The following is a 23145-nucleotide window of genomic DNA, read 5'->3' on the forward strand; positions in this document are numbered from 1 at the left end:
GCGTCGTCTGCCTCCGACAGCGTGGGGTGGGCGGCGTCTCCCGCACGCTGCACTGCGACCAATTCCGCAGTGGCACAACAGAAACACGTCGTATGCCGGGCGGCATACGACGTGTTTCTCTCACCTGCGCTGCGCTTGCGTCAGAGAGCGACCCTTCTCGATCTCTGCGCTTGCGTCAGAGACCGAGGTCCCTGCCGATGAGCTCCTTCATGATCTCGTTCGTCCCCGCCCAGATCTTGTGGACGCGGGCGTCCTTCCATGCGCGGGCCACGCGGTACTCGTTCATGAACCCGTAGCCACCGTGCAGCTGCACGCACTCGTCGAGCACGTCGCACTGGACCTCTGCGGCCCACCACTTGGCCTTGGCAGCATCGACTGCCGTGAGCTTGCCCTCGGCGTGCGCCACCACACAGTCGTCGATGTAGGCCTCGGTCACCTCGACCTTGGTCACGAGCTCGGCGATCTTGAACTTGTTGTGCTGGAAGGCTCCGATCGGCTGGCCGAAGGCCTTGCGCTCCTTGGTGTACTCGATGGTCTCCTCGAGGATCTGGCGACCGTTCGCGATGTTGGCGATGGCGTTGCCGAGCCGCTCCTGCGGAAGCTTCTGCATCATGGCGATGAAGCCCATCCCGGGCTCGCCGAGCAGGCGGTCGGCCGGGACGCGAACGTTGTCGAAGAAGAGCTCCGAGGTGTCGGACTCCGGCTGGCCGACCTTGTCCAGCGGCTGCCCCTTGGAGAAGCCCTCGTCCTCGGCCTCCAGGACGAACAGCGAGATGCCCTTGGCGCCCTTGGTCGGGTCCGTGCGCACCGCGACGACGGCGAGGTCGCACTGGTGGCCGTTGGTGATGAACGTCTTGGAGCCGTTGATGATCCAGTCGCCACTGCCGTCGTCGGCCTTGACCGCCGTCGTCTTGAGCGCGGCGAGGTCGGACCCACCCGACGGCTCGGTCATGCCGATCGACAGGATCTTCTCGCCCGTCGCCACCTGCGGCAGCCAGCGCTCCTTCTGCTCCTGGGTGCCCAGGGCGACGATGTAGGGCGCCGTGATGTCCGAGTGGATGCCGAAGCAGGAGGAGGTGGCGGCGTTGAACTTCGCGAGCTCCTCTGCCATGACCGCGTTGAAGCGGTAGTCCTCGACCTCGGCGCCGCCGAACTCCTCGGGGATGCCCAGACCGAAGAAGCCCTGCTTGCCGGCCTCGATCCACAGGTCACGCGGGATGACGTGGTCGCGGATCATCTCCTCGGCGCGGGGCTTGAGGGACCTCTCGACGAACTCGCGCACCGAGCTCCGGAAGGCCTCGTGGTCGGCGTCGTAGATGTTGCGGGGCATGACATTTCCTCCCAGGAAAAACGGTGACTAAGCGCTTGCTTAGTCAAGCCGCAGTCGGGCATGCTGTCAACATGTCGGCCACCACGGGATCACCGCTGTCCGAGCAGAGCATCCTCGCCACGCTCGGGGACTCCGGAGACATGGCGGGCGCGACCGCCGTCCGGCTCATGATGGCGGCGGCCGACGCCTTCTCCGAGAAGGGCTTCCACGCCACGACGACACGTGACATCGCCTCGCGCGCGGGCCTGTCGCCTGCCGGGGTCTATGTGCACTTCACGTCCAAGGAAGACCTCCTCTTCCAGCTGAGCCGACGCGGGCACCAGACCGCCCGCGACCAGCTCGTGGCCGCCGCCGAGGCCACGGACTCACCCACAGAGGCCCTGCGCTCGATCATCGCCGGCTTCTCCACCTGGCACGCCGAGCACCACCAGCTCGGCCGGATCGTCCAGTACGAGTTCCGTCACCTGACGCCCGAGCACCGCGATGCCGTCCTCAGCCTCCGCAAGGAGATCGACCAGGTGGTGCGAGGCGTCCTCGCCGAGGGCGTGTCACGAGGCGAGTTCGAGGTGGCCGACACCTCCACCACGGCGCTGGCGCTGCTCTCGCTCGCGGTTGACGTGGCGCGGTGGTACTCCCCCGAGATCCGCCGCACGCCGGAGGACATCGGACGCACCAACGGGGAGCTCGCGGTCAGGCTCGTCACCCGCCGCTAGGCTCTGCCACCATGACCGACGCCGGAGGACACGGGGGCTCCCCGTCGATCGCGCAGCCCGACTACTGGTGGTACCTCGCACGCACGGATCTCCTGCATGCCGCGCTGAGCGACTTCGCCCGAGGGCGCCGCACCGTTCTGGACATCGGCAGCGCAGACGGTCCCAGCGCGAGCTGGCTGCACGACGGCACGAGGCAGCTGGCTTCCCTCGACATCGACCCACGTGGCCTGGGCGCCAACGGGGTGTGCGGCTCGGCCCTGTCCCTCCCCTTCGCCGACGCGAGCTTCGACATGGTGTCGGCCTTCGACGTCATCGAGCACTGCGACCCCGAGGACGAGGCGCTGGCCGAGGTGGCCCGTGTGCTCCAGCCCGGGGGGGCCTTCCTCATGGCGGTGCCCGCCTACCAGTGGGCGTGGACCGACTTCGACGTGGCCAACGGGCACTTCCGCCGCTACACGCGCCGCCGCGCCGTGGCCGCGGTGGAGGCGGCCGGGTTCCGGGTGCAGCGCTCGACCTACGCGTTCACGTCGGTCTTCCCCGGGTTCGTCGCGGAGCGGGTCGCCCGCCGGCTGCGCGACCGCCAGCACCGGCACGCAGCCCCGGCCGACGTCGTCGACGTGCCGCACGTCCCGCGAGCGCTCCACCACGTGCTCATGGGACTGACCAAGGTCGACCGGGCCGTGCTCAAGCGGGCCGACCTCCCCTTTGGCAGCTCGGTGTTCGTGGCCGCGACCAAGCGCTGAGGCGCGCGCGGCCACTGACCAGCACGTGGGCAGCTGTCCACACTGCGGTCGAGTCCCACTAACGTCCGGAACTCACCGACAGTGACGGAGGCGAGTCGCACATGGGCAACCTGAGCGCAAAACTGCAGGACATCTATGACGAGGTGCTGACCCGCAACCCCGGCGAGACCGAGTTCCACCAGGCCGTGAACGAGGTGCTCGAGAGCCTGGGTCCGGTGGTCGCCAAGCACCCCGAGTACGCCGACTCCGCGGTCATCCGTCGGCTCTGCGAGCCCGAGCGCCAGATCATCTTCCGCGTGCCCTGGGTCGACGACGCCGGCACCGTCCAGATCAACCGCGGCTTCCGCGTCGAGTTCAACTCTGCCCTCGGCCCCTACAAGGGTGGCCTGCGCTTCCACCCCTCGGTCTACCTCGGCATCATCAAGTTCCTCGGCTTCGAGCAGATCTTCAAGAACTCGCTGACCGGCATGCCCATCGGCGGCGGCAAGGGCGGGTCCGACTTCGACCCCAAGGGCCGCTCCGACGGCGAGGTCATGCGCTTCTGCCAGGCCTTCATGACCGAGCTCTACCGCCACATCGGTGAGTACACCGACGTACCTGCCGGTGACATCGGTGTCGGCGGCCGCGAGATCGGCTACCTCTTCGGCCAGTACAAGCGGATCACCAACCGCTACGAGTCCGGCGTCCTCACCGGCAAGGGGCTGACCTGGGGCGGCTCCCAGGTGCGCACCGAGGCCACGGGCTACGGAACCGTCTTCTTCACCCAGGAAGCCCTGCGGGCCCGCGACTCGTCGTTCGACGGCAAGCGCGTCGTCGTGTCCGGCTCCGGCAACGTCGCCACCTACGCCATCGAGAAGGTGCACGAGCTCGGCGGCACCGTCGTGGCGTGCTCGGACTCCTCCGGCTTCGTCGTGGACGACAAGGGCATCGACCTCGAGCTGCTCAAGGAGGTCAAGCAGGTGCGTCGTGCGCGCCTCGCCGACTACGTCGAGCTGCGTGGCAACGGCTCGTCGCATGCCGAGGACGGACGCCTCTGGGAGGTTCCGTGCGACATCGCCCTCCCCTGCGCCACACAGAACGAGCTCGACGAGGCGGACGCTCACACCTTGGCCCGCAACGGCTGCGTGGTGGTGGCCGAGGGCGCCAACATGCCGTGCACGCCCGAGGCGGCGCGTGCGCTGACCGAGGCCGGGGTGATCTTTGCGCCTGGCAAGGCCGCCAACGCCGGCGGCGTGGCCACCAGCGCGTTGGAGATGCAGCAGAACGCCTCGCGCGACTCGTGGACCTTCGAGCACACCGAGGAGCGTCTCGCCGAGATCATGCGCGGCATCCACGACCGGTGCCTCGAGACGGCGGAGGAGTACGGCAGCCCGGGGAGCTACGTCGCCGGTGCGAACATCGCCGGTTTCACCCGGGTGGCGGACGCCATGCTGTCCCTCGGCGTCATCTGACGGGAGCTCACCAGGTGCCGGCGGTCACCGGCTCCAGCTGGCGAACCAGCTCGGCGACGAGCTCGTATGCCGTGTCGTCCGTGTCGTTGTCCATGGACAGGATGACGTGGTCGAGCCCCACCCGTGCGAGCGTGCCGTAGTACTCCACCGCCTCGTCCACCGACTTGACCGTCGCTCCGCTGGGAGCTGTGTCTCCGGAGCGCCCGAGCGTCAGCCGTGACAGTGCGGTCACCTCGACCTCGCGAGGGTCTCGGCCCACGTCGTCGCAGTGCCCACGCAGGATGGCCAGCCGCTCGGCCATCGCCTCGGGGCCTGCGTCGAACAGGTTGCAGGCGTCGGCGTACTTCGCAACCAGGCGCAGCGTCTTCCTGGGTCCACTGCCTCCGATGAGCAGCGGCACGCGACGCAACGGCGCCGGGCTGTTGAGGGGACGTTCGAGCGAGTAGTGCGTGCCGGCATACGGCGTCTGGTCACCGTCGAACATCTGGCGCGCGATCTGCAGCGTCTCCTCGAGCCGCTCGAACCGTTCGGAGACAGCGGGATACGGCACGCCCAGGCCGCGGTGCTCCTCCTCGTTCCAGGCGGCGCCGATGCCGAGCCACGCGCGGCCACCGGAGAGGACGTCGAGCGTCGTGACCGTCTTGGCGAGGATTCCGGGGTGGCGGTAGGTCACCCCGGTCACGAGCGTGCCGAGCTCGATGCGCTCGGTGACCGCGGCGGCATACGCCAGGGTCGTGTAGCCCTCCAGCATCTCGGCCTCGGGCGGGCCGTTCATCGAGATCTGGAAGAAGTGGTCCATGACCCACAGGGAAGCCATGCCGGCTCCCTCCGCGTTCCGGGCAACCCGCCGGAAGGTGGGACCGAGCGACGCGGGGGCGCCCGGCCAGGAGAACGAGGAGACCTGCAGTCCACAGCGCATGAGGAGATCCTGCGCCGTGGTGGGCTGATGAGCAAGCACAATGGGACGGTGCGCATCTTTGCCGCGGTCGTGCCGCCACCGGACGCCCACGCAGACCTCGAGCGGTTCGTCGAGCCACGCCGGGACGTCTCCTCCGACCTGCGCTGGACGCCGTCGCATCTCTGGCACGTGACGCTCGCCTTCATGCCCGAGGTGGCGACTGCCCGCCTCGACGACGTGTTGGAGCAGGCGGCCCGGGTCGCCAGTCAGCACGCGTCAATTCCCCTGTGGCTCAGCGGTGCTGGCACCTTCCCAAACCCCGCAGAGGCTCGGGTCGTCTGGACGGGCGTGCGCTCGGAGCACCCCGACGGGCTCGCGGACCTCGGGAGGCTGGCGCTCGGCGTGCGCCGCGCGTGCGGACGGGTCGGCGCCTCACCCGCCGGCGGCGTCTATCGCCCGCACCTCACTCTGGCCCGCTCACGCCACCCCTTCGAGGCGACGCACTGGCTGCGCGTGATGGACGCGTATTCCGGCCCACCGTGGGTCGCGGACGAGGTGACGCTCTTCCTGTCACACCGGGGAGAAGGAAGGGGCAGACAGCATTACGAGCCCGTAGCGGTCTGCCCCCTCGGTGCAACGGTCAGTCGCGGGTGAGCTTGCGGTAGGTGACGCGGTGCGGTCGGGCCGCGTCCTCACCGAGCCGCTCGATCTTGTTGGCCTCGTAGGCCTCGAAGTTGCCCTCGAACCAGTACCAGCTGCCCGGGTTCTCGTCAGTGCCCTCGTAGGCGAGGATGTGGGTCGCCACGCGGTCGAGGAACCAGCGGTCGTGGCTGATGACGACGGCGCAGCCGGGGAACTCGAGCAGGGCGTTCTCGAGGGAGCCCAGTGTCTCGACGTCGAGGTCGTTGGTCGGCTCGTCGAGGAGGAGCAGGTTCCCACCCTCCTTGAGGGTCAGCGCGAGGTTGAGCCGGTTGCGCTCGCCACCCGAGAGGACGCCGGCCTTCTTCTGCTGGTCGGGGCCCTTGAAGCCGAACTGCGACACGTAGGCGCGCGAAGGGATCTCGACCTGACCGACCTGGATGTAGTCGTGGCCGCCGGAGACGGTCTCCCAGAGGTTCTTGTTGGGGTCGAGGCCGCCACGACTCTGGTCGACGTAGGAGATCTTGACGGTCTCGCCGATGTCGACGACGCCGCCGTCGGCCGGCTCGAGGCCCACGATGGTCTTGAAGAGGGTGGTCTTGCCGACACCGTTGGCGCCGATGACCCCCACGATGCCGTTGCGCGGCAACGAGAACGAGAGCCCGTCGATGAGGACGCGGTCGCCGAAGCCCTTCTTGAGGTCCCTGACCTCGATGACCTTGCTGCCCAGGCGCGGGCCCGGGGGGATCTGGATCTCGTCGAAGTCCAGCTTGCGGGTGCGGTCGGCCTCGGCCGCCATCTCCTCGTAGCGGGCCAGGCGTGCCTTGGACTTGGTCTGGCGCGCCTTGGCGTTGGAGCGCACCCACTCGAGCTCGTCGGCGAGCCGTTTGGACAGCTTCTGGTCCTTCTTGCCCTGGATCTGCAGACGGGCCTGCTTCTTCTCGAGGTAGGTCGAGTAGTTGCCCTCGTAGGGGTAGGCGCGACCGCGGTCGAGCTCGAGGATCCACTCGGCCACGTTGTCCATGAAGTAGCGGTCGTGGGTCACGGCGACCACGGCGCCGTGGTAAGCCGCGAGGTGCTGCTCGAGCCAGAGCACGGACTCCGCGTCGAGGTGGTTGGTGGGCTCGTCGAGGAGCAGCAGGTCCGGCTTCTGCAGGAGCAGCTTGCACAGGGCGACGCGTCGGCGCTCGCCACCGGAGAGGACGGTGACGTCAGCGTCCGGCGGCGGGCAGCGCAGGGCGTCCATCGCCTGCTCGAGCTGTGAGTCGAGGTCCCACGCGTCGGCCGCGTCGATCTCCTCCTGGAGCTTGCCCATCTCGACCATGAGCGAGTCGAAGTCGGCGTCGGGCTCACCCATCTCCTCGGAGATGGCGTTGTAGCGGTCGAGCTTGGCCTTGATCTCGCCCGCGCCCTCCTCGACGTTGCCGAGGACGGTCTTGTCCTCATTGAGCTCGGGCTCCTGCATGAGGATTCCGACGCTGTAGCCCGGGGTCAGGCGCGCCTCGCCGTTGGAGGGCTGGTCCAGGCCGGCCATGATCTTGAGGACGGACGACTTGCCCGCTCCGTTGGGGCCGACGACGCCGATCTTGGCGCCGGGCAGGAACGACAGCGTGACGTCATCGAGGATGACCTTCTCGGCGTGCGCCTTGCGGGCGCGCGCCATGACATAGATGTACTCGGGCATGGGGCAAGGCTATCGACTGCCTGCCCCATCCCCGAATCGCCGCGGAACGCCTCCTCAGGCCGCAGCCTCGGCGGACTCCGCGAGTGCCTCGGACTCCTGGAGGGGCGCGGAGTCGGACGGCCGCTCGGCCAACAGGTAGTCGTCGGTCTCGGCGTCCCCGTAGCGGGACGGCTCCTCCTCGCCGCTGAACGCGTCGTCCATCCGGTCGCCGGAGCCGTAGGACGGCTTGGCGACCTTCTCATAGACCGCCTGTCCCCAGTTCAGGTCGTGGCCGGCGACGTTGGCGTCGATGTTGACGGAGGTGCCGTAGGACTTGTCCTCCCGCTGGAACTCGCGCACGCGCAAGCGGCCGAGCACGACCACCGGCTCACCGCGCGAGAAGGACTTCACGACGTTGGCGCCGAGGTTGCGGAACGCATAGACGGTGTAGAAGGCGGTGTCGCCGTCCTCGAAGGCGCCCGGCTGTCCTGCGACGGGCCGCCGCGGCGTGGAGGCGATCCGGAACTTGGCGTAAGGCTGTCCGCTGCGCCCGACGCAGACCTCGGGGTCGGCGACGAGTCGTCCGTGGACGGTCACGATGGTGTCCTGCATGGCAGATCCTCTTCCGGTCGGGCACCACTCGTGCGGTGCGCTGGGACCAGCGTCAGAGGGTCGCGGCGGTGCGGCAACCGTCACCGAACGATCTGTGGACAAACCGACTCGAGCGCCCGGCCTGTGGACGCAGACCGGTGCTCAGGGCGGGTCAGACCTTCGCGGCGGACTCGAGGTGCTGGCGCGTCTCGCGGTGCCGCTGCAGGATCGCCGTCACGGGAGCGAGGATGCGTTCGTCGGCCACGGCGGAGATGGAGTCGCGCAGCCGGCCGTTGATCACCGCACCGCGGCGACGGGCCCCGATCCCCGCGAGGAAACGAGAGACCAGCGCCAGCAGCAGGCCGGCGAGCACTCCCCCGACGAGCAGCACGAACGGCCAGGGCAGGGGCCCCCACATGGGGGTCTCGATGCTCGGGAACTGGAGCCACCCGAGCAGCATGAGCACGAGGAACCACACGAGCCCCGCCAGGGCCACGAGGGCGAGGAGGACCTGCACAATGCCAACCATCCGCCACCACACAGGGGTGCGTGAGCGCAGCGACGTGCCGATCACCGCCTGGTCGAGGGCGTCGGACATGGCGTGCCCGGGCGGGGCGGCGGCCTCGTCGATGGCGTCAGCCCAGGGAGTCGGCAGCGACGAGCCGGCTCGGTCCGCCAGCCGGCGGGTGGCGAGGTCGACAGCAGCACGGGCCGCCGGCGTCGGCGGGGGCAGGGACGAGCGTCCGAGCACTGATCGCACATCTGCCTGACTGACACTGATGTCGCCGTGCCCGTTGTCGAGCCGCAGACGTCGCAGCGGCTTCGGCTTGAGCCGCTGGACCCATCGGGTCATGGGCCAGCCGGTGTGGCTGACCGCCTGCATCACGTAGTCACGTTCGACCGCCCGCACGACGGTGGGGACCCCGGCCGCCCGGGCCAGGGCGTCGACGAGCTCGCCCTCCCCCTTGGCGGCGATCTTGGGCTCGGTGTCGGCAACGCCCGGACGCAGTGCGGCCGTGGCCTGGCGGATGTCGGCGGCCAGGCGTGCGCGGGAGGCGTTGGCCCCCGAGACCGCGTTGCTCAGCCGCTGCTCGAGAACGTCGACACCCCACCCGGTGCGCGCGGACGTGGGGATCACCGTGGCACGGGGCATGCCGTCGCGAGCCATGAGGCGGGTGAGGTCGGCGACGCACTGCTCGATCTCGGCCTCGCTGAGGCGGTCGACCTGGTTGAGGACCACGAGGGTGACGGCGTCGTGGGTCGCCAGCGCCGAGACGTAGTCGTCGTGCAGGCGCGCATCGGCGTACTTCTGCGGGTCCGTGACCCACACGAAGACGTCGACCAGCTCGAGGACGCGCTCGGCCTCGACCCGGTTCGCGGTCTCGCGCGAGTCGAAGTCGGGCAGGTCGAGGAGCACGAGCCCGTCAAGGGAGCCGACGCGACCGGCCAGACCAGCCCGAGCCCGAGCGCTCTTGCCCTCCTTGGCGGTGGGGCCGCTCGCTGCACCGGCGACGTGGTGACGGGTCGTGACCCCGACCCAGTCGAGCAACGGCCCGGCCTCCTCGTCACCCCACACCGCCGCCGTGGGCCTGGATGTCGTGGGCCGGCGCGCTCCCACGGTCGCCACGTCGGCGCCGACGAGCCGGTTGAACAGCGAGGACTTGCCGCTGCCAGTGGCTCCGGCGAGCGCGACGACGGTGTGACCCCCGACGAGTGAGGTCCGCTCCCCCACCTTGGTGACGACGGACGTGGCCCTACCGACAGGTGCCTGGGGCAGCTCGGAGCCACCCGTCTCGATCGCCGCCGACAGGGAGGAGGAGGCTGCGGTGAGGGCCTCTGCGGACACGGCCTTCACCGCGGCGCTGCCCATCCTCAATGGGCTCACGCAGACACCTCACGGATGCGAGCCGCAGCCGCGTGAAGCGCAGCGGACTGCTGTGTGGTGTCACCCACGGCGGCGACAGCCGCGGCATACCGTCGTTCCTCGCCGTCATACAGTTCGGCGACATGGGTCAGCAGGCTCCGTCGTGCCGTGGCCGCCATCTCGCGCACGGCCTGGTCGCCGAAGATCGCCTCGAGGACGCGTTGCGCGAGCACCGACGTTCCACCGGCGATCCCGAACTCGGCTCCGGTCAGTCCCCCGGTGGCTGCGAACGACACAAGCATGAGGAACAGGCCGATCCCATTGACGCCGTATGCCGCGATGCGGGCGTTCGTGCGCCGGTTGCCGCCCTCGTTGCGCACGATGTCGAACACCTCGCCCTGCCACTGGCGGACCATCGACTCGACCCTCGTGGTGAAGTCGGGTGAGGGCTTGGCCAGCTCGGGGTGCGCCGCGAGGAGAGCGTCCCCGCCGGGAAGCCGGCGCCACTCGCGCGCCGTGTCGGCCGACGCGGAGCTCGCGTGCGACACGAGGAGGTTGGCCACGCCCGACTGCAGCGCCTCGCCCAGGTCCTCCGCGGGAGGCGGCTGTCCCTTCAGTGCGGCGGTCAGCTTGTCGCGCCACTTGGACAGGGTCGACTCGATCTGCCGGAAGAACTCACCGGTGCCGACGAACTCCTGCCAGCGGGCCAGCACCTCTCCGCGCAGGAGCGTGCCGTCGGTCATCCCGTCCTTGACGCCATCGACCGCTCGCTCGTAGTTGCTTTGAGCGGCGGCAGCCAGCGCTCCTGCGGCAGAGGCCTGTTCGTCGGAGGCGTCGGCCAAGGTGGCGGTGCGACCCGACAGCGAAGCCATGGCGCCACGCAGGGTCTGGCTCACGACGATCGAGCGGGCGCGGGCATCTCCGGCAAGTGCATCGAGCCATGCCTTGAGGCGAGCCATGGCGTCAGCCGGGAGGAAGCCCTCGGGCGTGAGCACCGACTCCGGGATGGTGAAGATCGGTGCGGTGGGCAGCCCTTGCTCACGCAACATCGAGGCGAGGTGGGGCCGGATCTCGTCGACGGCCTCAGGAGCGATGCGGTCGAGGACGATGGCGACGGCTGTCCCACGCTCCGCAGCGGTGCGCAACAGGTCCCACGGGACCGCGTCGGCGTACCGGGCAGCGGTGGTGACGAAGAGCCAGAGGTCGGCCGCCGACAGCAGCTGGCCGGCCAGCTCGCGGTTGGCCCGGACGACGGAGTCGATGTCCGGTGCGTCGAGCAGGGCCATGCCGGCCGGGAGCGAGCCCGAGTCGACGAGGCGCACGGTGCCGGGCGCCGAATCCTCTCCCGGGCCGCCGGTGACTCGCGCGAGGCTGGGAAGGATCCGCTGGTCGGCGAACCACCGCCGGTCCTCGGGGTGGTGGACGAGCACGGGGCTGGTGGTCGTGGGACGCAGGACACCTGAGCGACTCACCTGGGCTGCGACGATGGAGTTGACCAGGGTGGACTTGCCGGCACCCGTGGAACCGCCGACCACTGCCAGCAGTGGTGCATCGATGGAGCGCAGTCTGGGCAGCACATAGTCGTCGAGCTGTTGCAGCAGCTCGCGGCGCACGACGAGGCCCTCGGCCTGTCCGGGAGTCGCCAGCGGGAGCACGGACGAGTCCACGGCGTCGCGCAGCCCGGTCACGGCCTCGACGAGGACACTCGCCTCGGTCGCTTCGGGTGTGGTCACGGGTTCACCCTAACGAAATGGAGGGAACCCGCGCGCCGACGTGCCGGGGCAGTGTGAGCGCTTGAGGCGCACGCAGTCGGCCTCAACATTCACCTAGACTTCGGAATCGATCAGCCCCCGTAGCTCAGCGGATAGAGCGAGTCACTTCTAATGACTGGGTCGCAGGTTCGAGTCCTGCCGGGGGCACCACTGTGCCGAGCGGGCGAGGCCTGTGGTGCCCCCGGCAGAAGCAACAGGTGCCTCGAACGACGTGAGAGCGCCGACGGGGGCACCACTGACCCCCCTGGTCGGCTGTCGACGGGATGACATGATCGGGCCATGTACGTCGTGATCCGCGCCACACACGTGAGCGACGATCCGCGACTGCTCGACGTGCTTGACGCCGGTGAGAGGGAGCGAGCCGATCGACGCTCGAACCCGCTCCCCTTCATCACCGCGCACGCGCTGCTGCGAGGCCTCGTCGCCGACGAGACGGGCGTGGACCCGCGCTCGATCGAGTTCGAGAGGCGCTGCGCCACCTGCGGCACCACGCGCCACGGCAAACCGCACGTGTCGGGCATGCCCGAAGTCCACGTGTCCGTGTCCTACGGCGAGCACATGGCCGTCGCGGCGTTGACCGGGCTCGGCGAGGTCGGCGTGGACGTCGAGGACCTGGAGTCAGCCGACTTCGACGGCTTCAACTCGGTCACCCTCGACGACAGCGAGGTCGCCCAGCTCGCCGGACTGCACGGTGATGCCTTGCTCGGTGTCCGGGCACAGCTGTGGTCCCGCAAGGAAGCCATCCTCAAGGCGACCGGCCACGGACTGGTCGTCGACCCGAGCCAGGTCATCGTCTCCGCACACGACGCGCCGGCCGAGCTGCTCGAGTGGAGGGCCGAGCAGCACCTGCCCGGGCCGATGCGCGTGAGCGACCTCGACGTGGACCAGCCCGAGCACCGGGCAGCAGTCGCGGTCCTCACGGACCGGCCGCTGGACGTGCGGCTTCAGCGCGCCTGGGCGCCCGAGCCGGTGCGACGCAGGGCCAGCTCCGCCAGGAGTGCAGCCATGTCGGGGATGACCGAGTCGTCGTAGGCCGCGCGCGGCGAGTGGTTGTCGTCGGCCGTGGTGTGGTCGTCGCTGACGCACGCGCCGATGTTGAGATAGGCCCCGGGCACCTCATTGAGCACGAAGGACATGTCCTCGGCGCCGGCCTCCGGCGTGACCATGTCGGCCCATCGCTCCTCACCGAAGAGGTCCACGACCGTCGCCCGGGCGAGGGCGAACTCGTCCGGGTCGTTGACCGTGACGGGGTAGCCGCCACTGATGTCGACGGTGGCCGCGAGACGGTGTGCCGCCGCCACGTGCTCGGCGACGTTGCGGATCTCGGCATGCGCCTTCTCACGGTGCTCGGGCGAGAAGGTCCGCAGGGTTGCGGAAATCCCGGCGGTGTCGGGGATGACGTTCTCGACGGTGCCGGACGTGATCCGGCCGACGGTCAGGACGACCGGGTCGAACACGTCGAAACGACGCGTCACCATCGTCTGCAGCGCGAGCACGATCTCGCACGCGACAGGCACGGGGTCCAGGGCGTAGTGCGGCTGCGAGCCATGACCACCCCTGCCCTGCACCGTGATCGACACTTCGTCGGCCGCGGCCATCTGGGGTCCGGGACGACCGAACCACACACCCCGGGGGTGCTCGGCGGCATACACGTGAATGGCGTATGCCGCGTCGACCCGTCGGCCGGCAACGTCCAGGAGTCCTTCACGGAGCATGGGCTCGGCCCCTCCGGGGCCCTCCTCCCCCGGCTGGAACATGAAGACGACGTCGCCAGCGAGGTCGTCGCGCAGCGCGTGGAGGATGCGGGCGGCGCCGACGAGTCCGGCGACGTGCAGGTCGTGGCCGCAGGCATGCATGAGGCCGTCGCGCTCGGAGGCGAACTCGACCCCGGTGACCTCGGTCACCGGCAGCGCGTCCATGTCACCACGCAGCAGGACGACGGGGCGCTCTCCCCCATCGCGCGCACCAGCGCGTCCGCGCAGCACCGCGACGACGCTGCTCAACGACGTGCCAGGCGTGATCTCGAGGTCGAGCCCGTCCAGCGCGTCGAGGACGGCCCGTTGGGTTCGTGGCAGGTCGTTGCCCAGCTCGGGGTGGCGGTGCAGGTCGTGCCGCAACGCGATGAGGCCCGGGCCGAGGCTGTGGGCGAGCTCCTTCACGGAGGTCCAGTCCCCCATCAGAGCACCTGACCGGCGAACTCGCGCCGACGGGCCGCGAGCTTTGCCAACAGCTCGCGTTCGTCGGACAGAGCCTTCTCGTCGGCGGCGGCGTAGTGCATCCGTCGTCGCAGCAGCGCCAGCTCGCTCGCAGAGTCCTGGAAGTCCTCCATGGACCGCAGTCCGGCCCGGCCACCGTTGGCCCGGGCCCACTGCCGTGCCTCTCGCCGACGCGGCATCGACGCGAGCATCGACACCTCCGCCGGCGAGAGCCAGCCCGCGTCGGAGTACGCGGAGAGGAACTGGCCGATGAGCCGGCCCTCGCGGCGCCGCACCCATCCGACGAAGGCCAGGAACGCGAGGAACAGCGGGACCTCGACGATGAGGTAGACCGCGATGAGGCCCTCTCCCCCGCTCACGGCGGCCAGGTTCCAGACGGCGTGCGCGATGACGGCGATCGCATAGCCGAGTAGGGGCGCACCGAAGCGGACGAGGCCGCGCCGTGACGTGGCCGCCACGCCGATCCCGATGCCCGTGCAGATGGTGAACATCGGGTGCGCGAAGGGAGAGAGGAGGCACCGGCCAATGAAGGTGGCCGTGAGCCCGTCCTGACCATGCTCGGTCCACGCGATCGCGAGGTACTGGATGTTCTCGGTGAACGCGAAACCGGCAGCCGTCACACCGGCATACACCATGCCGTCGGTGACCCCGTCGAACTCTCGACGGGCAAAGCGCCAGATCAGCAGCACGAGCAGGCCCTTGGCGGCCTCCTCGACGACCGGGGCGACGAAGACGGCGGTCAGCGCCAACGACTCCTGGTCGGGCGCGGATCCCCACAGGACCAGCTGGCCGACAGTGTTGAGGCTCATGGCGATGAGGACGGCGATGAGCGCTCCCCAGAGGAAGGCGATGACCAGGTAGCGGGTCGGCTCGGACTCGAAGCGGTCGAGCCACATGAAGGTGGGCACGACGATGCCCAGCGGGATCGTCGCGACCACGAGTCCGAGGATCGTCGCGCTGACTCCGGCGGCGGCGCCGATGGCCACCGCGACCGCGAGTGCGGCAAGGCCGAAACCGAGGACGGCGACCCCGAGCAGGACCCATCGGCGCAGCACCGAACGGGCGCGATGGGTCGCGGTCCGCGCGACGCCGTCGGCCGGTAGCCCGGCTGGATGGACGGCCACGGCCTGCTCCCCACTCATGAACGCGACCCTAGTGCAGCGACATACAGTGGAGGCCATGTCCAGCGCCCCCGACCGAGCCCTCACCGACCGCATCGTCTGGATCGACTGCGAGATGACGGGACTCTCCCTCGAGAACGACGCGCTCGTCGAGGTGGCCGCGCTGGTCACCGACTTCGAGCTCAACATCCTCGGAGAGGGTGTCGACGTCGTCATCCGGCCGACCGACGAGGCGCTGGAACAGATGGGGGACTTCGTGCGCGAGATGCACACGAAGTCGGGCCTCATCATCGAGCTCGCCGACGGGGTGACGATGGAGAAGGCGCAGCGACTCGTCCTCGACTACGTGCGTGAATGGGTGCCCGAGCCGCGCAAGGCACCCCTGGGCGGCAACACGGTGGCGACCGACCGTGGGTTCCTCGCCCGTGATATGCCCGAGCTCGAGGAGCACCTCCACTACCGGATCATCGACGTCTCCTCGATCAAGGAGCTCTCTCGCCGCTGGTTCCCCCGCGCGTACTTCGCGGCGCCCGCGAAGAACGGCGGCCACCGCGCGCTCGCCGACATCCGTGAGTCGATCGCCGAGCTGCGCTACTACCGGGGCGCCGTGTTCGTGGACCCTCCGGGACGGGGTTCCGACGAGCTGCGTGCCCTCGCTGCCGAGCACGTCGTCGACCACTCGACCCCGGTGTCGGGGGCAGCCCCCGAGGCGGCCTCGGAGGCGGTCCGGAGCACCCCCGGCGAGCAGGTACGATAGTTCGCGCTGCCTCGGCCGACAGACTCTGTATGCCGTGCAGCGACTTGGTGGGCGTAGCTCAGCTGGTAGAGCACCGCGTTGTGGTCGCGGGGGTCGCGGGTTCAAGCCCCGTCGCTCACCCCATTCGAAAGCCCCTGCACTGCAGGGGCTTTCGTCATGCTCACCGGGGGCTGTTGCACACTGGGTGTCATGCAAACGACGATGCGTGGGTTTCTCCTGCTGCTCCTGACCGGTGTCATCGGACTGTCGCTGAGTGTCCTTCCGGCGAGCGCCCACTCGCGCCTCGTCTCCATCTCCCCGGCTGACGGCGCGAGCCTTGCGAGCGCCCCCACCGAGGTCGTCCTCACCTTCAACGAGCCGGTCAACCCCAAGTTCGTCACCGTGCGGGTCACGGACGCCGAGGGTGGCGACGTCGTCGGCGAGAAGGCCACGGCAGATGGCTCCAAGGTCACGCTGCCGATCAGCGATCCCATCGCTGCTGGCACCTACAACATCGTCTACCGGGTGGTGAGCGCCGACTCGCACCCCATCTCGGGATCGACCTCGTTCACCCTCAAGGGCGACCCGCTCGCGCCGCCCGCATCGGCGACCCCGTCACCCTCGTCCAGCGATGCGGCCAGCGCCAGTGCGTCGCCAAGTGCATCCGCCAGCCCTACCTCCAGCTCGTCCGCCAGCAGCACCCCGGCGACGGCCGATGACGCAGGCACGGCCGACGGCGACAGCATCCCGGTGTGGGTCTGGATCCTCGTGACCCTGGGCCTGGTGGGTGCGATCGCCGGCACCTACTACGCCGTCCGGCGCGACGAGTCGCAGGGCTGACCCGGGTCCGTGGGCGTCGTGCGCGGACTCGATTTCGCACACGGGCCAGAGCCCTGCTAATGTCTCCGATCGCGCGCCATTAGCTCAATTGGCAGAGCAGCTGACTCTTAATCAGCGGGTTCGGGGTTCGAGTCCCTGATGGCGCACCATCACTGCAGGTCACGAGCTCGAGGGGCACCATTCGACCCCTCGAGCTCGTGCCTTTGTGGGACGGATTCTGCGGCGTCCTCAACGGACCTGGTCAGGCGCAGCGCGCCGACGAGCGCTGGAGTGGGGTGAAGCAACCGGCCCGGTGCCCGGCGGACCAGCCGGCGCAGGTCACGGGAGCTGCTCGGCCAGCTCTGTGAGGGATTGTGCCCTCAGGTCGGGGGACCTGAAGTACTCGGGGTAGATGCCCTCGTTCCGGTCGATCCAGGCCGTGGCGAGCCCCGCTCGCGCGGCGCCGTCGATGTCCCAGGGGTGCACGGCGACCAGCATGGCGTCCATCGGGTCCACCTCGCACCGCTGGAGGGCGTAGGCGTAGGCCCCTGGGGCAGGCTTCCAGATGCCAGCCTGTTCAACGGACAGGAGGGCCTCGAACGCGCCGCGGACCCCTGCCCGGTCGAACAGCGCCTCGGCAACCGACGCGGAACCGTTGCTCAGCGTCACCATGCGCAGCCCCAGATCGTGCAGCGCCGTGACACCGTCCGGGACGTCCGCATGCACGGAGAGTGCGGCGAACCCCGCCATGACGTGTTCGACCGCGTGCTCGGTGTCGCGCGTCAGCGCCAGCCCGTGGAGGTTGACCCGCAGTGCTTCCTCGGCGATGCGGGCGAAAGGTTCGCTGGCACCGGCTGCGGCGAGGGCGAAACCATCGCGGAGAACCGCTGAGAACCACGTTTTCGCCAGGTGCGCGGGAGCGCCGACGTCCTCGAAGCGCTGGCCCATCGGCGCCATGTCCGAGAGCGTCTCGTTGACGTCGAAGACCAGAAGGGCCGGTCGTCGAGATCCGTCGGGGCTTCCCGGCTGGTCCGCACTGTGGAGAGGCTGCTCGGCACGGTGGTTCGTCATGCACTTCACCGTAGACCCGGGCTCATGACCGGCCGCCCGGCGATGCCAGGCATTCGAAGCCACTCACGCCGCACAGCGTCGGAACGCTGCAGGCAGCGCGGCGCTCCAAGCACCAGTCAGGACGCGGTGGGTACCGGTGGTGCGAGGAGCGTCGCGTAGCGCCGCCGGGTCCTGGGTGCCAGCAGCGCCTTGAGTGAGGTTGCGCTCTGACGGGCGACATACTCCTCGAAGCTGAGCGTGCGCTCGAAGTACCAGTGCTTGAGGGCCCACGCGTGCGCCAGGAGCAGCAGGTTGTAGGACGCCAGCTCGACATCAGGAACGTCGAACACGCCTTGCTCGCGGCCGGCGCGCAGAACGTCCCGCAGGGGTTCGCTCGTCTCAACCTCGAGCTGCATGATCCGTGCCCTTCCCTCCGCGCTCAGGCTCTTGGTCTCGCGGTAGGTCAACACGGCGGCATGGCGGTTCGCGTCGATGACCTGGCAACGTGCGGGTCCCGGGGAGCGCCATGCTCGGCGCGGAGGGCGAGGGCTTCACAATCGCCATGCACTCGCTCGACAAGGGCAGGGTCTCGGTCGCCGCCGGCTGCACCGGCATCATCCAGGGTTGCCTGGAGTCCGTGGTGACCTACTCCCAGGAGCGCAAGCAGTTCGGTCGACCGCTTGCGTCGTTCCAGATGATCCTGGACATGATCGCCCAGATCTCGGTGGATGCCGATGCCGCGCGGCTGCTCACCTGGCGGGCGGCCGACCTCACTGAACGCGGTGAGCCCTTTGGCACCGAGGCGTCGAAGGCCAAGTACTTCGCGTCCGAGGCCGCCGTCAAGGCCGCCAACCTCGCCCTCTCGGCCTTCGGTGGCTACGGCTACGTTGACGAGTACCCCGTGCAGAAGTACATGCGCGACGCCCGCGTCATGACGCTCTACGAAGGCACGTCCCAGATCCAGAAGCTCCTCATCGGGCGTGCCGAGACCGGCATCAGCGCCTTCCTCTGAAAGGACCCCACACCATGAAGCCGCTCGAGTTCTTCGCCATCGACTCCCTCCTCACCGAGGAGGACATCGCAATCCGCGACACCGTCCGCAAGTACGTCGACGCAAAGGTCAAGCCGAACGTCGCCGACTGGTACGAGTCCGCGAGCATCCCGGCCCGTGAGCTCGCCAAGGAGCTCGGCGACCTCGGGGTTCTCGGCATGCACCTCGACGGGTACGGCTGCGCTGGGACGAGCGCCACGGCATACGGACTGGCTTGTCTGGAGCTGGAAGCGGGCGACTCGGGACTGCGCTCGCTCGTGAGCGTCCAGGGATCGCTGGCGATGTTCGCGATCTGGAAGCACGGTTCGGAGGAGCAGAAGCAGGAGTGGCTGCCACGGATGGCGGCCGGTGAGGCGATCGGCTGCTTCGGGCTGACCGAGGCCGACTTCGGCTCGAACCCGGCGGGCATGCGCACCCGAGCCCGTCGCGACGGCAGCGACTGGGTCCTCAACGGCAACAAGATGTGGATCACCAACGGCTCCGTGGCCGACGTGGCCGTCGTCTGGGCCCAGACGGATGAGGGCATCCGCGGGTTCGTCGTGCCCACGGACGCTCCGGGCTTCTCCGCACCCGAGATCAAGAAGAAGATGTCGCTGCGCGCCTCGGTCACGAGCGAGCTCGTCCTCGAGAACGTCCGGCTCCCGGCCGAGGCGGTCCTGCCCGAGGTCACTGGCCTGTCCGGCCCGCTGTCGTGCCTCAACGAGGCCCGTTTCGGCATCATCTTCGGGGCGCTCGGTGCCGCTCGCGACTGCCTCGAGACGGCGATCGCGTACGCCCAGGAGCGGGACATCTTCGACAAGCCGCTCGCCGCCTTCCAGCTGACCCAGGCCAAGATCGCGGACATGTCCCTGGAGCTGGGCAAGGGCATGCTGCTCGCGCTGCACCTCGCCAGCCTCAAGGACGCCGGCACCCTGGACCACCGCCAGGTCAGCCTGGGCAAGCTCAACAACACCCGTGAGGCGATCGCCATCGCGCGGGAGTGCCGCACGATCCTCGGCGCCGCGGGGATCACCCTCGAGTACCCGCTCATGCGGCACGCCAACAACCTGGAGTCCGTGCTCACCTACGAGGGCACCTCGGAGGTGCACCAGCTCGTCATCGGGCAGGCCCTCACCGGTCACGCGGCGTACCGCTGACAGCCGGCGGTGTCGGCGGCTCCGACGATGAGGACGACGACCATCCTCCTGTATGCCGTCCTCCCGTGCATCGGGACCGTGTCCTCTGCCGCTCGGCGCGTGCACTCCCCCGGCGAATGACCGTGAACGGTTGTCCATCGACCTCTCAGGTGGGAGCCCCACTGCTGGTCTAGCCTGCAAGGTGCAGGGGTCCGGCACGTGACGAGGAGGTGAGTTCCGCGGAGCTGAACGAGGCCTTTCGCGTCCTGGACCTGACCGGGGTGTTCGCCAACGCGCTGCTCGGCGGCGTCATCGCCAGACGGGAGCGGCTGGACCCGATCGGCTTTGCCACCCTCGCAGTGCTCTCCGGTCTGGGCGGTGGCCTCATCCGCGACGTGCTCCTGCAGCACGGGCCGCCGATCGCCCTGACCGACTACGCCTACCTCGCGACCGCGTTCGCGGGTGCGGCCGTGAGCTTCCTCGCCCGCGTGGACGGCCGCGCCTGGGACCGGATCTGGCCGTTGGTCGACGCGGTGGCCCTGGGCACATGGGCGACCGCGGGCGCACAGAAGACGCTGGCGGTCGGACTGGGGTGGCTGCCCGCGATCATCCTCGGCACGGTCACCGCGGTGGGCGGTGGCGCGGTGCGCGACATCGTGCTGCGACGGGTGCCGGGCGTGCTGGGTGGCAACACGCTCTACGCGACCTGCGCCATCGTCAGCAGTGCGGTCCTCGTGGCGGTCACCGGGCTCGGTCACCCGAACGCCGCGATCGTGGCCTCGGTCCTCGTCGGCGCAGGCCTGTGCCTCCTCGCTCGATGGCGCGGCTGGATCCTTCCGGAAGCCGACGCCTGGTCGCCCTCGCAGATCGTCCGCAAGTCCTACGAGACCCGCCTCAAGAAGCACCTCAAGCGCAAGAGCCGCAAACCACACCGACCCGCAGCCGAGGAGAACGCATGAACTCTCACCAGGAGCAGGCACGGGCGGTCCTCGCCGGCCTCGACGACACCCGCAGCTGGCGCGAGGAGCTCTATCGCAGCCTGCACCAGAACCCCGAGCTCTCCCACCAGGAGACCAGGACGGCGGCAGCGGTGCGCGAACGGCTCGACGGCGCCGGGTTCGAGATCACCGACGGGGTGGGAGGCACCGGCCTCGTCGCCATCCTCCGCAACGGCGACGGACCGACGGTGCTGTTGCGCGCCGACATGGATGCGCTCCCCGTCCAGGAGGCCACGGGCCTGCCCTACGCCAGCACCGCCACTGACCAGGACGACCAGGGGCAGACCGTCCCGGTGATGCACGCCTGCGGCCACGACGTCCACGTGGCCGCGCTGGCCGGGGCAGCGTCTCTGATGGCGGCGTCGACCCAGCAGTGGAGCGGGACGCTCGTCGCCCTCTTCCAGCCCGCCGAGGAGGTCGGGGACGGAGCACGAGGGATGGTCGACGACAACCTCGCCGGCGTGGTCGGCAAGGTCGACGTGGCACTCGCCCAGCACGTGCTCGCCATGCCGTCGGGCGTCGTCGGCACCCGCAGCGGCGCGGTGCTCTCGGCGGCTGACAGCATGCGCGCCACGGTCCACGGGCGAGGAGCCCACGGGTCGATGCCGCAGGCCGCCATCGACCCCGTCGTCCTCGCGGCGATGATCGTCATCCGCCTCCAGACCGTCGTCTCCCGGGAGGTGGCACCGACCCAGCCGGCCGTTCTCACCGTGGGCAGCCTGCGGGCGGGCACCAAGTCCAACGTCATCGGCGACCATGCCGTCCTCGAGCTCAACATCCGCACCTACGACGACCAGACCCGCACCACGGTCCTCGAGGCGATTCGCCGGGTCGTCAACGCCGAGTGCGAGGCCTCCGCCAGCCCAGCCCCTGCTGAGTTCGAGCTCTTCGACCAGTTCCCCCTCACGACGAACGACCCGGACACCACGCAGCGCGTGGGCGAGGCGTTCACCGAGTTCTTCGGCGTCCGGCACCAGGAGCTGCCCCTCCAGAGTGCGAGTGAGGACTTCAGCGACATCCCGGTGGCCTTGGGCGTGCCCTACACCTACTGGGGCATCGGCGGCACCGACCCCGCCACGTACGCAGCAGCCCAGCGGGCCGGACGGGTCGACCAGGACATCCCGGTCAACCACTCTCCCTACTTCGCCCCGGTCCTCCAGCCCACGCTCGACACGGGTACGCAGGCACTGGTCGTGGCCTCGCTGGCTTACCTGGGCGCCCCCGGCTGAGCCCGACGGCCCACCGGTATGCCGCCTGCCCACCTCCGCAGGCGGTCCTCGCCTCCCGCTTTCCTCCGGAGCTCAGCTCGTGAGGAGGACGCCCGTGGTGGCGACCACGAAGACCCACGCGGTGGAGACTGCTCCCAGAACGACCGGGCGTCCGCCCAGCTTCCTGAGGACGCTCACCCGCACACCGCAGCCGAGGGCAAACATGGCCGCGGACAGCAGAACGGTGTGCAGGATCGACCCTGCGTGGACCACCTCTGGACCGAGCGGCAGGAACGTCCGGGCCAGGGCCGCCACGAGGAAGCCCACGATGAACAGGGGCACCAGGGGTGGTCGGGTTCCCTCGACCGGAGCCGACCCGCGACGGCGCACCAGGCCGATGACGAGGATGACCGGTGCGAGCATGAGGACGCGGGCGAGCTTGACCACGACGGCCGTCGCCAGCGCACCACCACCAATGATGCCGCCCGCAGCGACGACCTGCGCGACCTCGTGGATCGACCCACCGGCGATGAGCCCCTCTTGGTGGTTGGTGAGGTCAAGCAGGCTGAGCACGCCAGGTGCGATGCCGATCATCGCCGTGCCGAAGACCACCACCAGGCCGATGGCGGAGGCAGTGTCCTCCTCGCCTGCATCGACCGCTCCGTCCACGGCAGCGACGGCCGCCGCTCCGCAGATGGAGAATCCGCAGGCGATGAGCAGGCGTTGCATCGGCGGTACCCGCAGGGCCCGACCGACGACGAGCGTGCCACCGATGCCCAGGCCGACGATGAGCAGGACCACGAGGATCATCCGCGGGCCGAGCGCGAGGATGTCCCCCAGCGCGAGCTGCAGACCGAGGACGACGATCCCCAGGCGCAGGAACCGCTGCGCCGCGACCTTCATCCCCGGAGCGAACGAATCGGGGATGGACCACAGGTTGGTGAGGGCGACGCCGAGGATGATCGCGACGAGGAGCGGACTGACGGCCGGAAGCAGCCTCTGCCCGAGAAGCGCGACCGCGGCGGCAGCGAGGGCCAAGGCCACGCCGGGCCACGGGGATCGCCGAGCAGCCACTTCTGGCGGCGTGACCTCGCTGCTCATGTCTTCACTCTCGCGCACCGTGGGGGGCGCAGGTAGTCCGCCCTGCGGGCGGTATGGACCAGGACC

Annotated in this window: 22 protein-coding genes and 3 tRNA genes; 14 read left to right on the forward strand and 11 right to left on the reverse strand. The window is 69.5% G+C overall.

The window, feature by feature from the left end:
* Positions 1-175 precede the first annotated feature (175 nt).
* On the reverse strand, positions 176-1330 hold the full coding sequence (locus ASG74_RS01525) for an acyl-CoA dehydrogenase family protein (protein ID WP_056138259.1): 1155 nt from the start codon (positions 1328-1330) through the stop codon (positions 176-178).
* A 71-nt stretch (positions 1331-1401) separates the two neighbouring features.
* Between ASG74_RS01525 and ASG74_RS01530 the strand changes: the two genes are divergently transcribed.
* The 3 genes from ASG74_RS01530 to gdhA all read left to right on the forward strand — a co-directional run bounded on the left by ASG74_RS01530 (position 1402) and on the right by gdhA (position 4237).
* The gene (locus tag ASG74_RS01530) at positions 1402-2043 is read left to right on the forward strand and encodes a TetR/AcrR family transcriptional regulator (RefSeq protein WP_082569451.1); all 642 of its coding nucleotides are present in this window, start codon (positions 1402-1404) and stop codon (positions 2041-2043) included.
* An 11-nt stretch (positions 2044-2054) separates the two neighbouring features.
* Positions 2055-2786 carry a class I SAM-dependent methyltransferase gene (locus ASG74_RS01535; RefSeq protein ID WP_056138261.1) on the forward strand — a complete coding sequence of 244 codons (732 nt, stop codon included), beginning with the start codon at positions 2055-2057 and terminating at the stop codon, positions 2784-2786.
* Positions 2787-2887: 101 nt separating this feature from the next.
* Positions 2888-4237, forward strand: a complete 1350-nt coding sequence (gdhA, locus tag ASG74_RS01540; RefSeq protein ID WP_056138264.1) for an NADP-specific glutamate dehydrogenase — start codon at positions 2888-2890, stop codon at positions 4235-4237.
* Positions 4238-4244: 7 nt separating this feature from the next.
* Here the strand turns inward: gdhA and ASG74_RS01545 are convergent, their stop codons facing one another.
* The gene (locus ASG74_RS01545; protein ID WP_056138267.1) at positions 4245-5156 is read right to left on the reverse strand and encodes an LLM class F420-dependent oxidoreductase; all 912 of its coding nucleotides are present in this window, start codon (positions 5154-5156) and stop codon (positions 4245-4247) included.
* 27 nt (positions 5157-5183) lie between these two features.
* Between ASG74_RS01545 and thpR the strand changes: the two genes are divergently transcribed.
* The gene (gene thpR / locus ASG74_RS01550; protein ID WP_235498759.1) at positions 5184-5789 is read left to right on the forward strand and encodes an RNA 2',3'-cyclic phosphodiesterase; all 606 of its coding nucleotides are present in this window, start codon (positions 5184-5186) and stop codon (positions 5787-5789) included.
* On the opposite strand, the gene ettA is transcribed toward thpR, so the two are convergent.
* The 4 genes from ettA to ASG74_RS01570 form a co-directional block, all read right to left on the reverse strand.
* Positions 5776-7458: an energy-dependent translational throttle protein EttA gene (ettA, locus tag ASG74_RS01555; RefSeq protein ID WP_056138268.1), complete on the reverse strand. Its 1683-nt coding sequence runs from the start codon at positions 7456-7458 to the stop codon at positions 5776-5778. The two genes, thpR and ettA, sit on opposite strands and share 14 nt — an antisense overlap.
* 54 nt (positions 7459-7512) lie before the next feature.
* Positions 7513-8049 (reverse strand): single-stranded DNA-binding protein, encoded by a 537-nt coding sequence (locus ASG74_RS01560; RefSeq protein WP_056138270.1) that lies wholly within the window; start codon positions 8047-8049, stop codon positions 7513-7515.
* A 151-nt stretch (positions 8050-8200) separates the two neighbouring features.
* Positions 8201-9913, reverse strand: a complete 1713-nt coding sequence (locus ASG74_RS01565; protein WP_235498760.1) for a YfjP family GTPase — start codon at positions 9911-9913, stop codon at positions 8201-8203.
* On the reverse strand, positions 9910-11625 hold the full coding sequence (locus ASG74_RS01570; protein ID WP_056138274.1) for an ABC transporter: 1716 nt from the start codon (positions 11623-11625) through the stop codon (positions 9910-9912). The genes ASG74_RS01565 and ASG74_RS01570 overlap by 4 nt, the downstream gene beginning before the upstream one ends.
* Before the next feature lie 113 nt (positions 11626-11738).
* Here ASG74_RS01570 and ASG74_RS01575 point away from each other — a divergent pair.
* Both ASG74_RS01575 and ASG74_RS01580 read left to right on the forward strand, forming a co-directional pair.
* A tRNA-Arg gene (locus tag ASG74_RS01575) sits at positions 11739-11814 on the forward strand.
* Positions 11815-11943: 129 nt separating this feature from the next.
* Positions 11944-12696, forward strand: coding sequence for a 4'-phosphopantetheinyl transferase family protein (locus ASG74_RS01580; protein ID WP_056138276.1), 753 nt, complete (start codon positions 11944-11946; stop codon positions 12694-12696).
* Here the strand turns inward: ASG74_RS01580 and ASG74_RS01585 are convergent.
* The gene (locus tag ASG74_RS01585) at positions 12609-13841 is read right to left on the reverse strand and encodes a M20 metallopeptidase family protein (protein ID WP_056138279.1); all 1233 of its coding nucleotides are present in this window, start codon (positions 13839-13841) and stop codon (positions 12609-12611) included. The two genes, ASG74_RS01580 and ASG74_RS01585, sit on opposite strands and share 88 nt — an antisense overlap.
* The gene (locus tag ASG74_RS01590; RefSeq protein WP_056138282.1) at positions 13841-15022 is read right to left on the reverse strand and encodes a PrsW family intramembrane metalloprotease; all 1182 of its coding nucleotides are present in this window, start codon (positions 15020-15022) and stop codon (positions 13841-13843) included. Before ASG74_RS01590 ends, ASG74_RS01585 begins: the two co-directional genes overlap by 1 nt.
* A 37-nt stretch (positions 15023-15059) precedes the next feature.
* Between ASG74_RS01590 and orn the strand changes: the two genes are divergently transcribed.
* From orn to ASG74_RS01610, 4 genes are all read left to right on the forward strand, one after another.
* On the forward strand, positions 15060-15758 hold the full coding sequence (gene orn / locus ASG74_RS01595) for an oligoribonuclease (RefSeq protein WP_082569452.1): 699 nt from the start codon (positions 15060-15062) through the stop codon (positions 15756-15758).
* Between the two features lie 47 nt (positions 15759-15805).
* Positions 15806-15881 (forward strand) — tRNA-His (locus ASG74_RS01600).
* Positions 15882-15947: 66 nt separating this feature from the next.
* The gene (locus tag ASG74_RS01605) at positions 15948-16577 is read left to right on the forward strand and encodes a copper resistance CopC family protein (protein WP_162252770.1); all 630 of its coding nucleotides are present in this window, start codon (positions 15948-15950) and stop codon (positions 16575-16577) included.
* Positions 16578-16650: 73 nt separating this feature from the next.
* Positions 16651-16726 (forward strand) — tRNA-Lys (locus ASG74_RS01610).
* A gap of 169 nt (positions 16727-16895) precedes the next feature.
* Here the strand turns inward: ASG74_RS01610 and ASG74_RS01615 are convergent.
* Together ASG74_RS01615 and ASG74_RS01620 are read right to left on the reverse strand one after the other, a co-directional pair.
* Positions 16896-17627, reverse strand: coding sequence for a haloacid dehalogenase type II (locus tag ASG74_RS01615; protein ID WP_056138290.1), 732 nt, complete (start codon positions 17625-17627; stop codon positions 16896-16898).
* Positions 17628-17743: 116 nt separating this feature from the next.
* Positions 17744-18100, reverse strand: coding sequence for a hypothetical protein (locus tag ASG74_RS01620; protein ID WP_162252781.1), 357 nt, complete (start codon positions 18098-18100; stop codon positions 17744-17746).
* A gap of 32 nt (positions 18101-18132) precedes the next feature.
* Between ASG74_RS01620 and ASG74_RS01625 the strand changes: the two genes are divergently transcribed.
* From ASG74_RS01625 to ASG74_RS01640, 4 genes are all read left to right on the forward strand, one after another.
* Positions 18133-18618: an acyl-CoA dehydrogenase family protein gene (locus tag ASG74_RS01625; RefSeq protein ID WP_235498761.1), complete on the forward strand. Its 486-nt coding sequence runs from the start codon at positions 18133-18135 to the stop codon at positions 18616-18618.
* A gap of 14 nt (positions 18619-18632) precedes the next feature.
* Entirely contained in the window at positions 18633-19793 is a 1161-nt protein-coding gene (locus ASG74_RS01630) for an acyl-CoA dehydrogenase family protein (RefSeq protein ID WP_056138294.1), read from the forward strand.
* 209 nt (positions 19794-20002) lie between these two features.
* The gene (locus ASG74_RS01635) at positions 20003-20731 is read left to right on the forward strand and encodes a trimeric intracellular cation channel family protein (RefSeq protein WP_056138297.1); all 729 of its coding nucleotides are present in this window, start codon (positions 20003-20005) and stop codon (positions 20729-20731) included.
* Positions 20728-21999, forward strand: coding sequence for an amidohydrolase (locus ASG74_RS01640; protein WP_056138299.1), 1272 nt, complete (start codon positions 20728-20730; stop codon positions 21997-21999). Before ASG74_RS01635 ends, ASG74_RS01640 begins: the two co-directional genes overlap by 4 nt.
* Positions 22000-22071: 72 nt before the next feature.
* Here ASG74_RS01640 and ASG74_RS01645 read toward each other — a convergent pair whose 3' ends face one another.
* Positions 22072-23079 carry a YeiH family protein gene (locus ASG74_RS01645; RefSeq protein ID WP_056138301.1) on the reverse strand — a complete coding sequence of 336 codons (1008 nt, stop codon included), beginning with the start codon at positions 23077-23079 and terminating at the stop codon, positions 22072-22074.
* Between the last annotated feature and the right edge of the window lie 66 nt (positions 23080-23145).

The sequence above is a fragment of the Knoellia sp. Soil729 genome (assembly GCF_001427985.1).
Taxonomy (GTDB): Bacteria; Actinomycetota; Actinomycetes; order Actinomycetales; family Dermatophilaceae; genus Knoellia.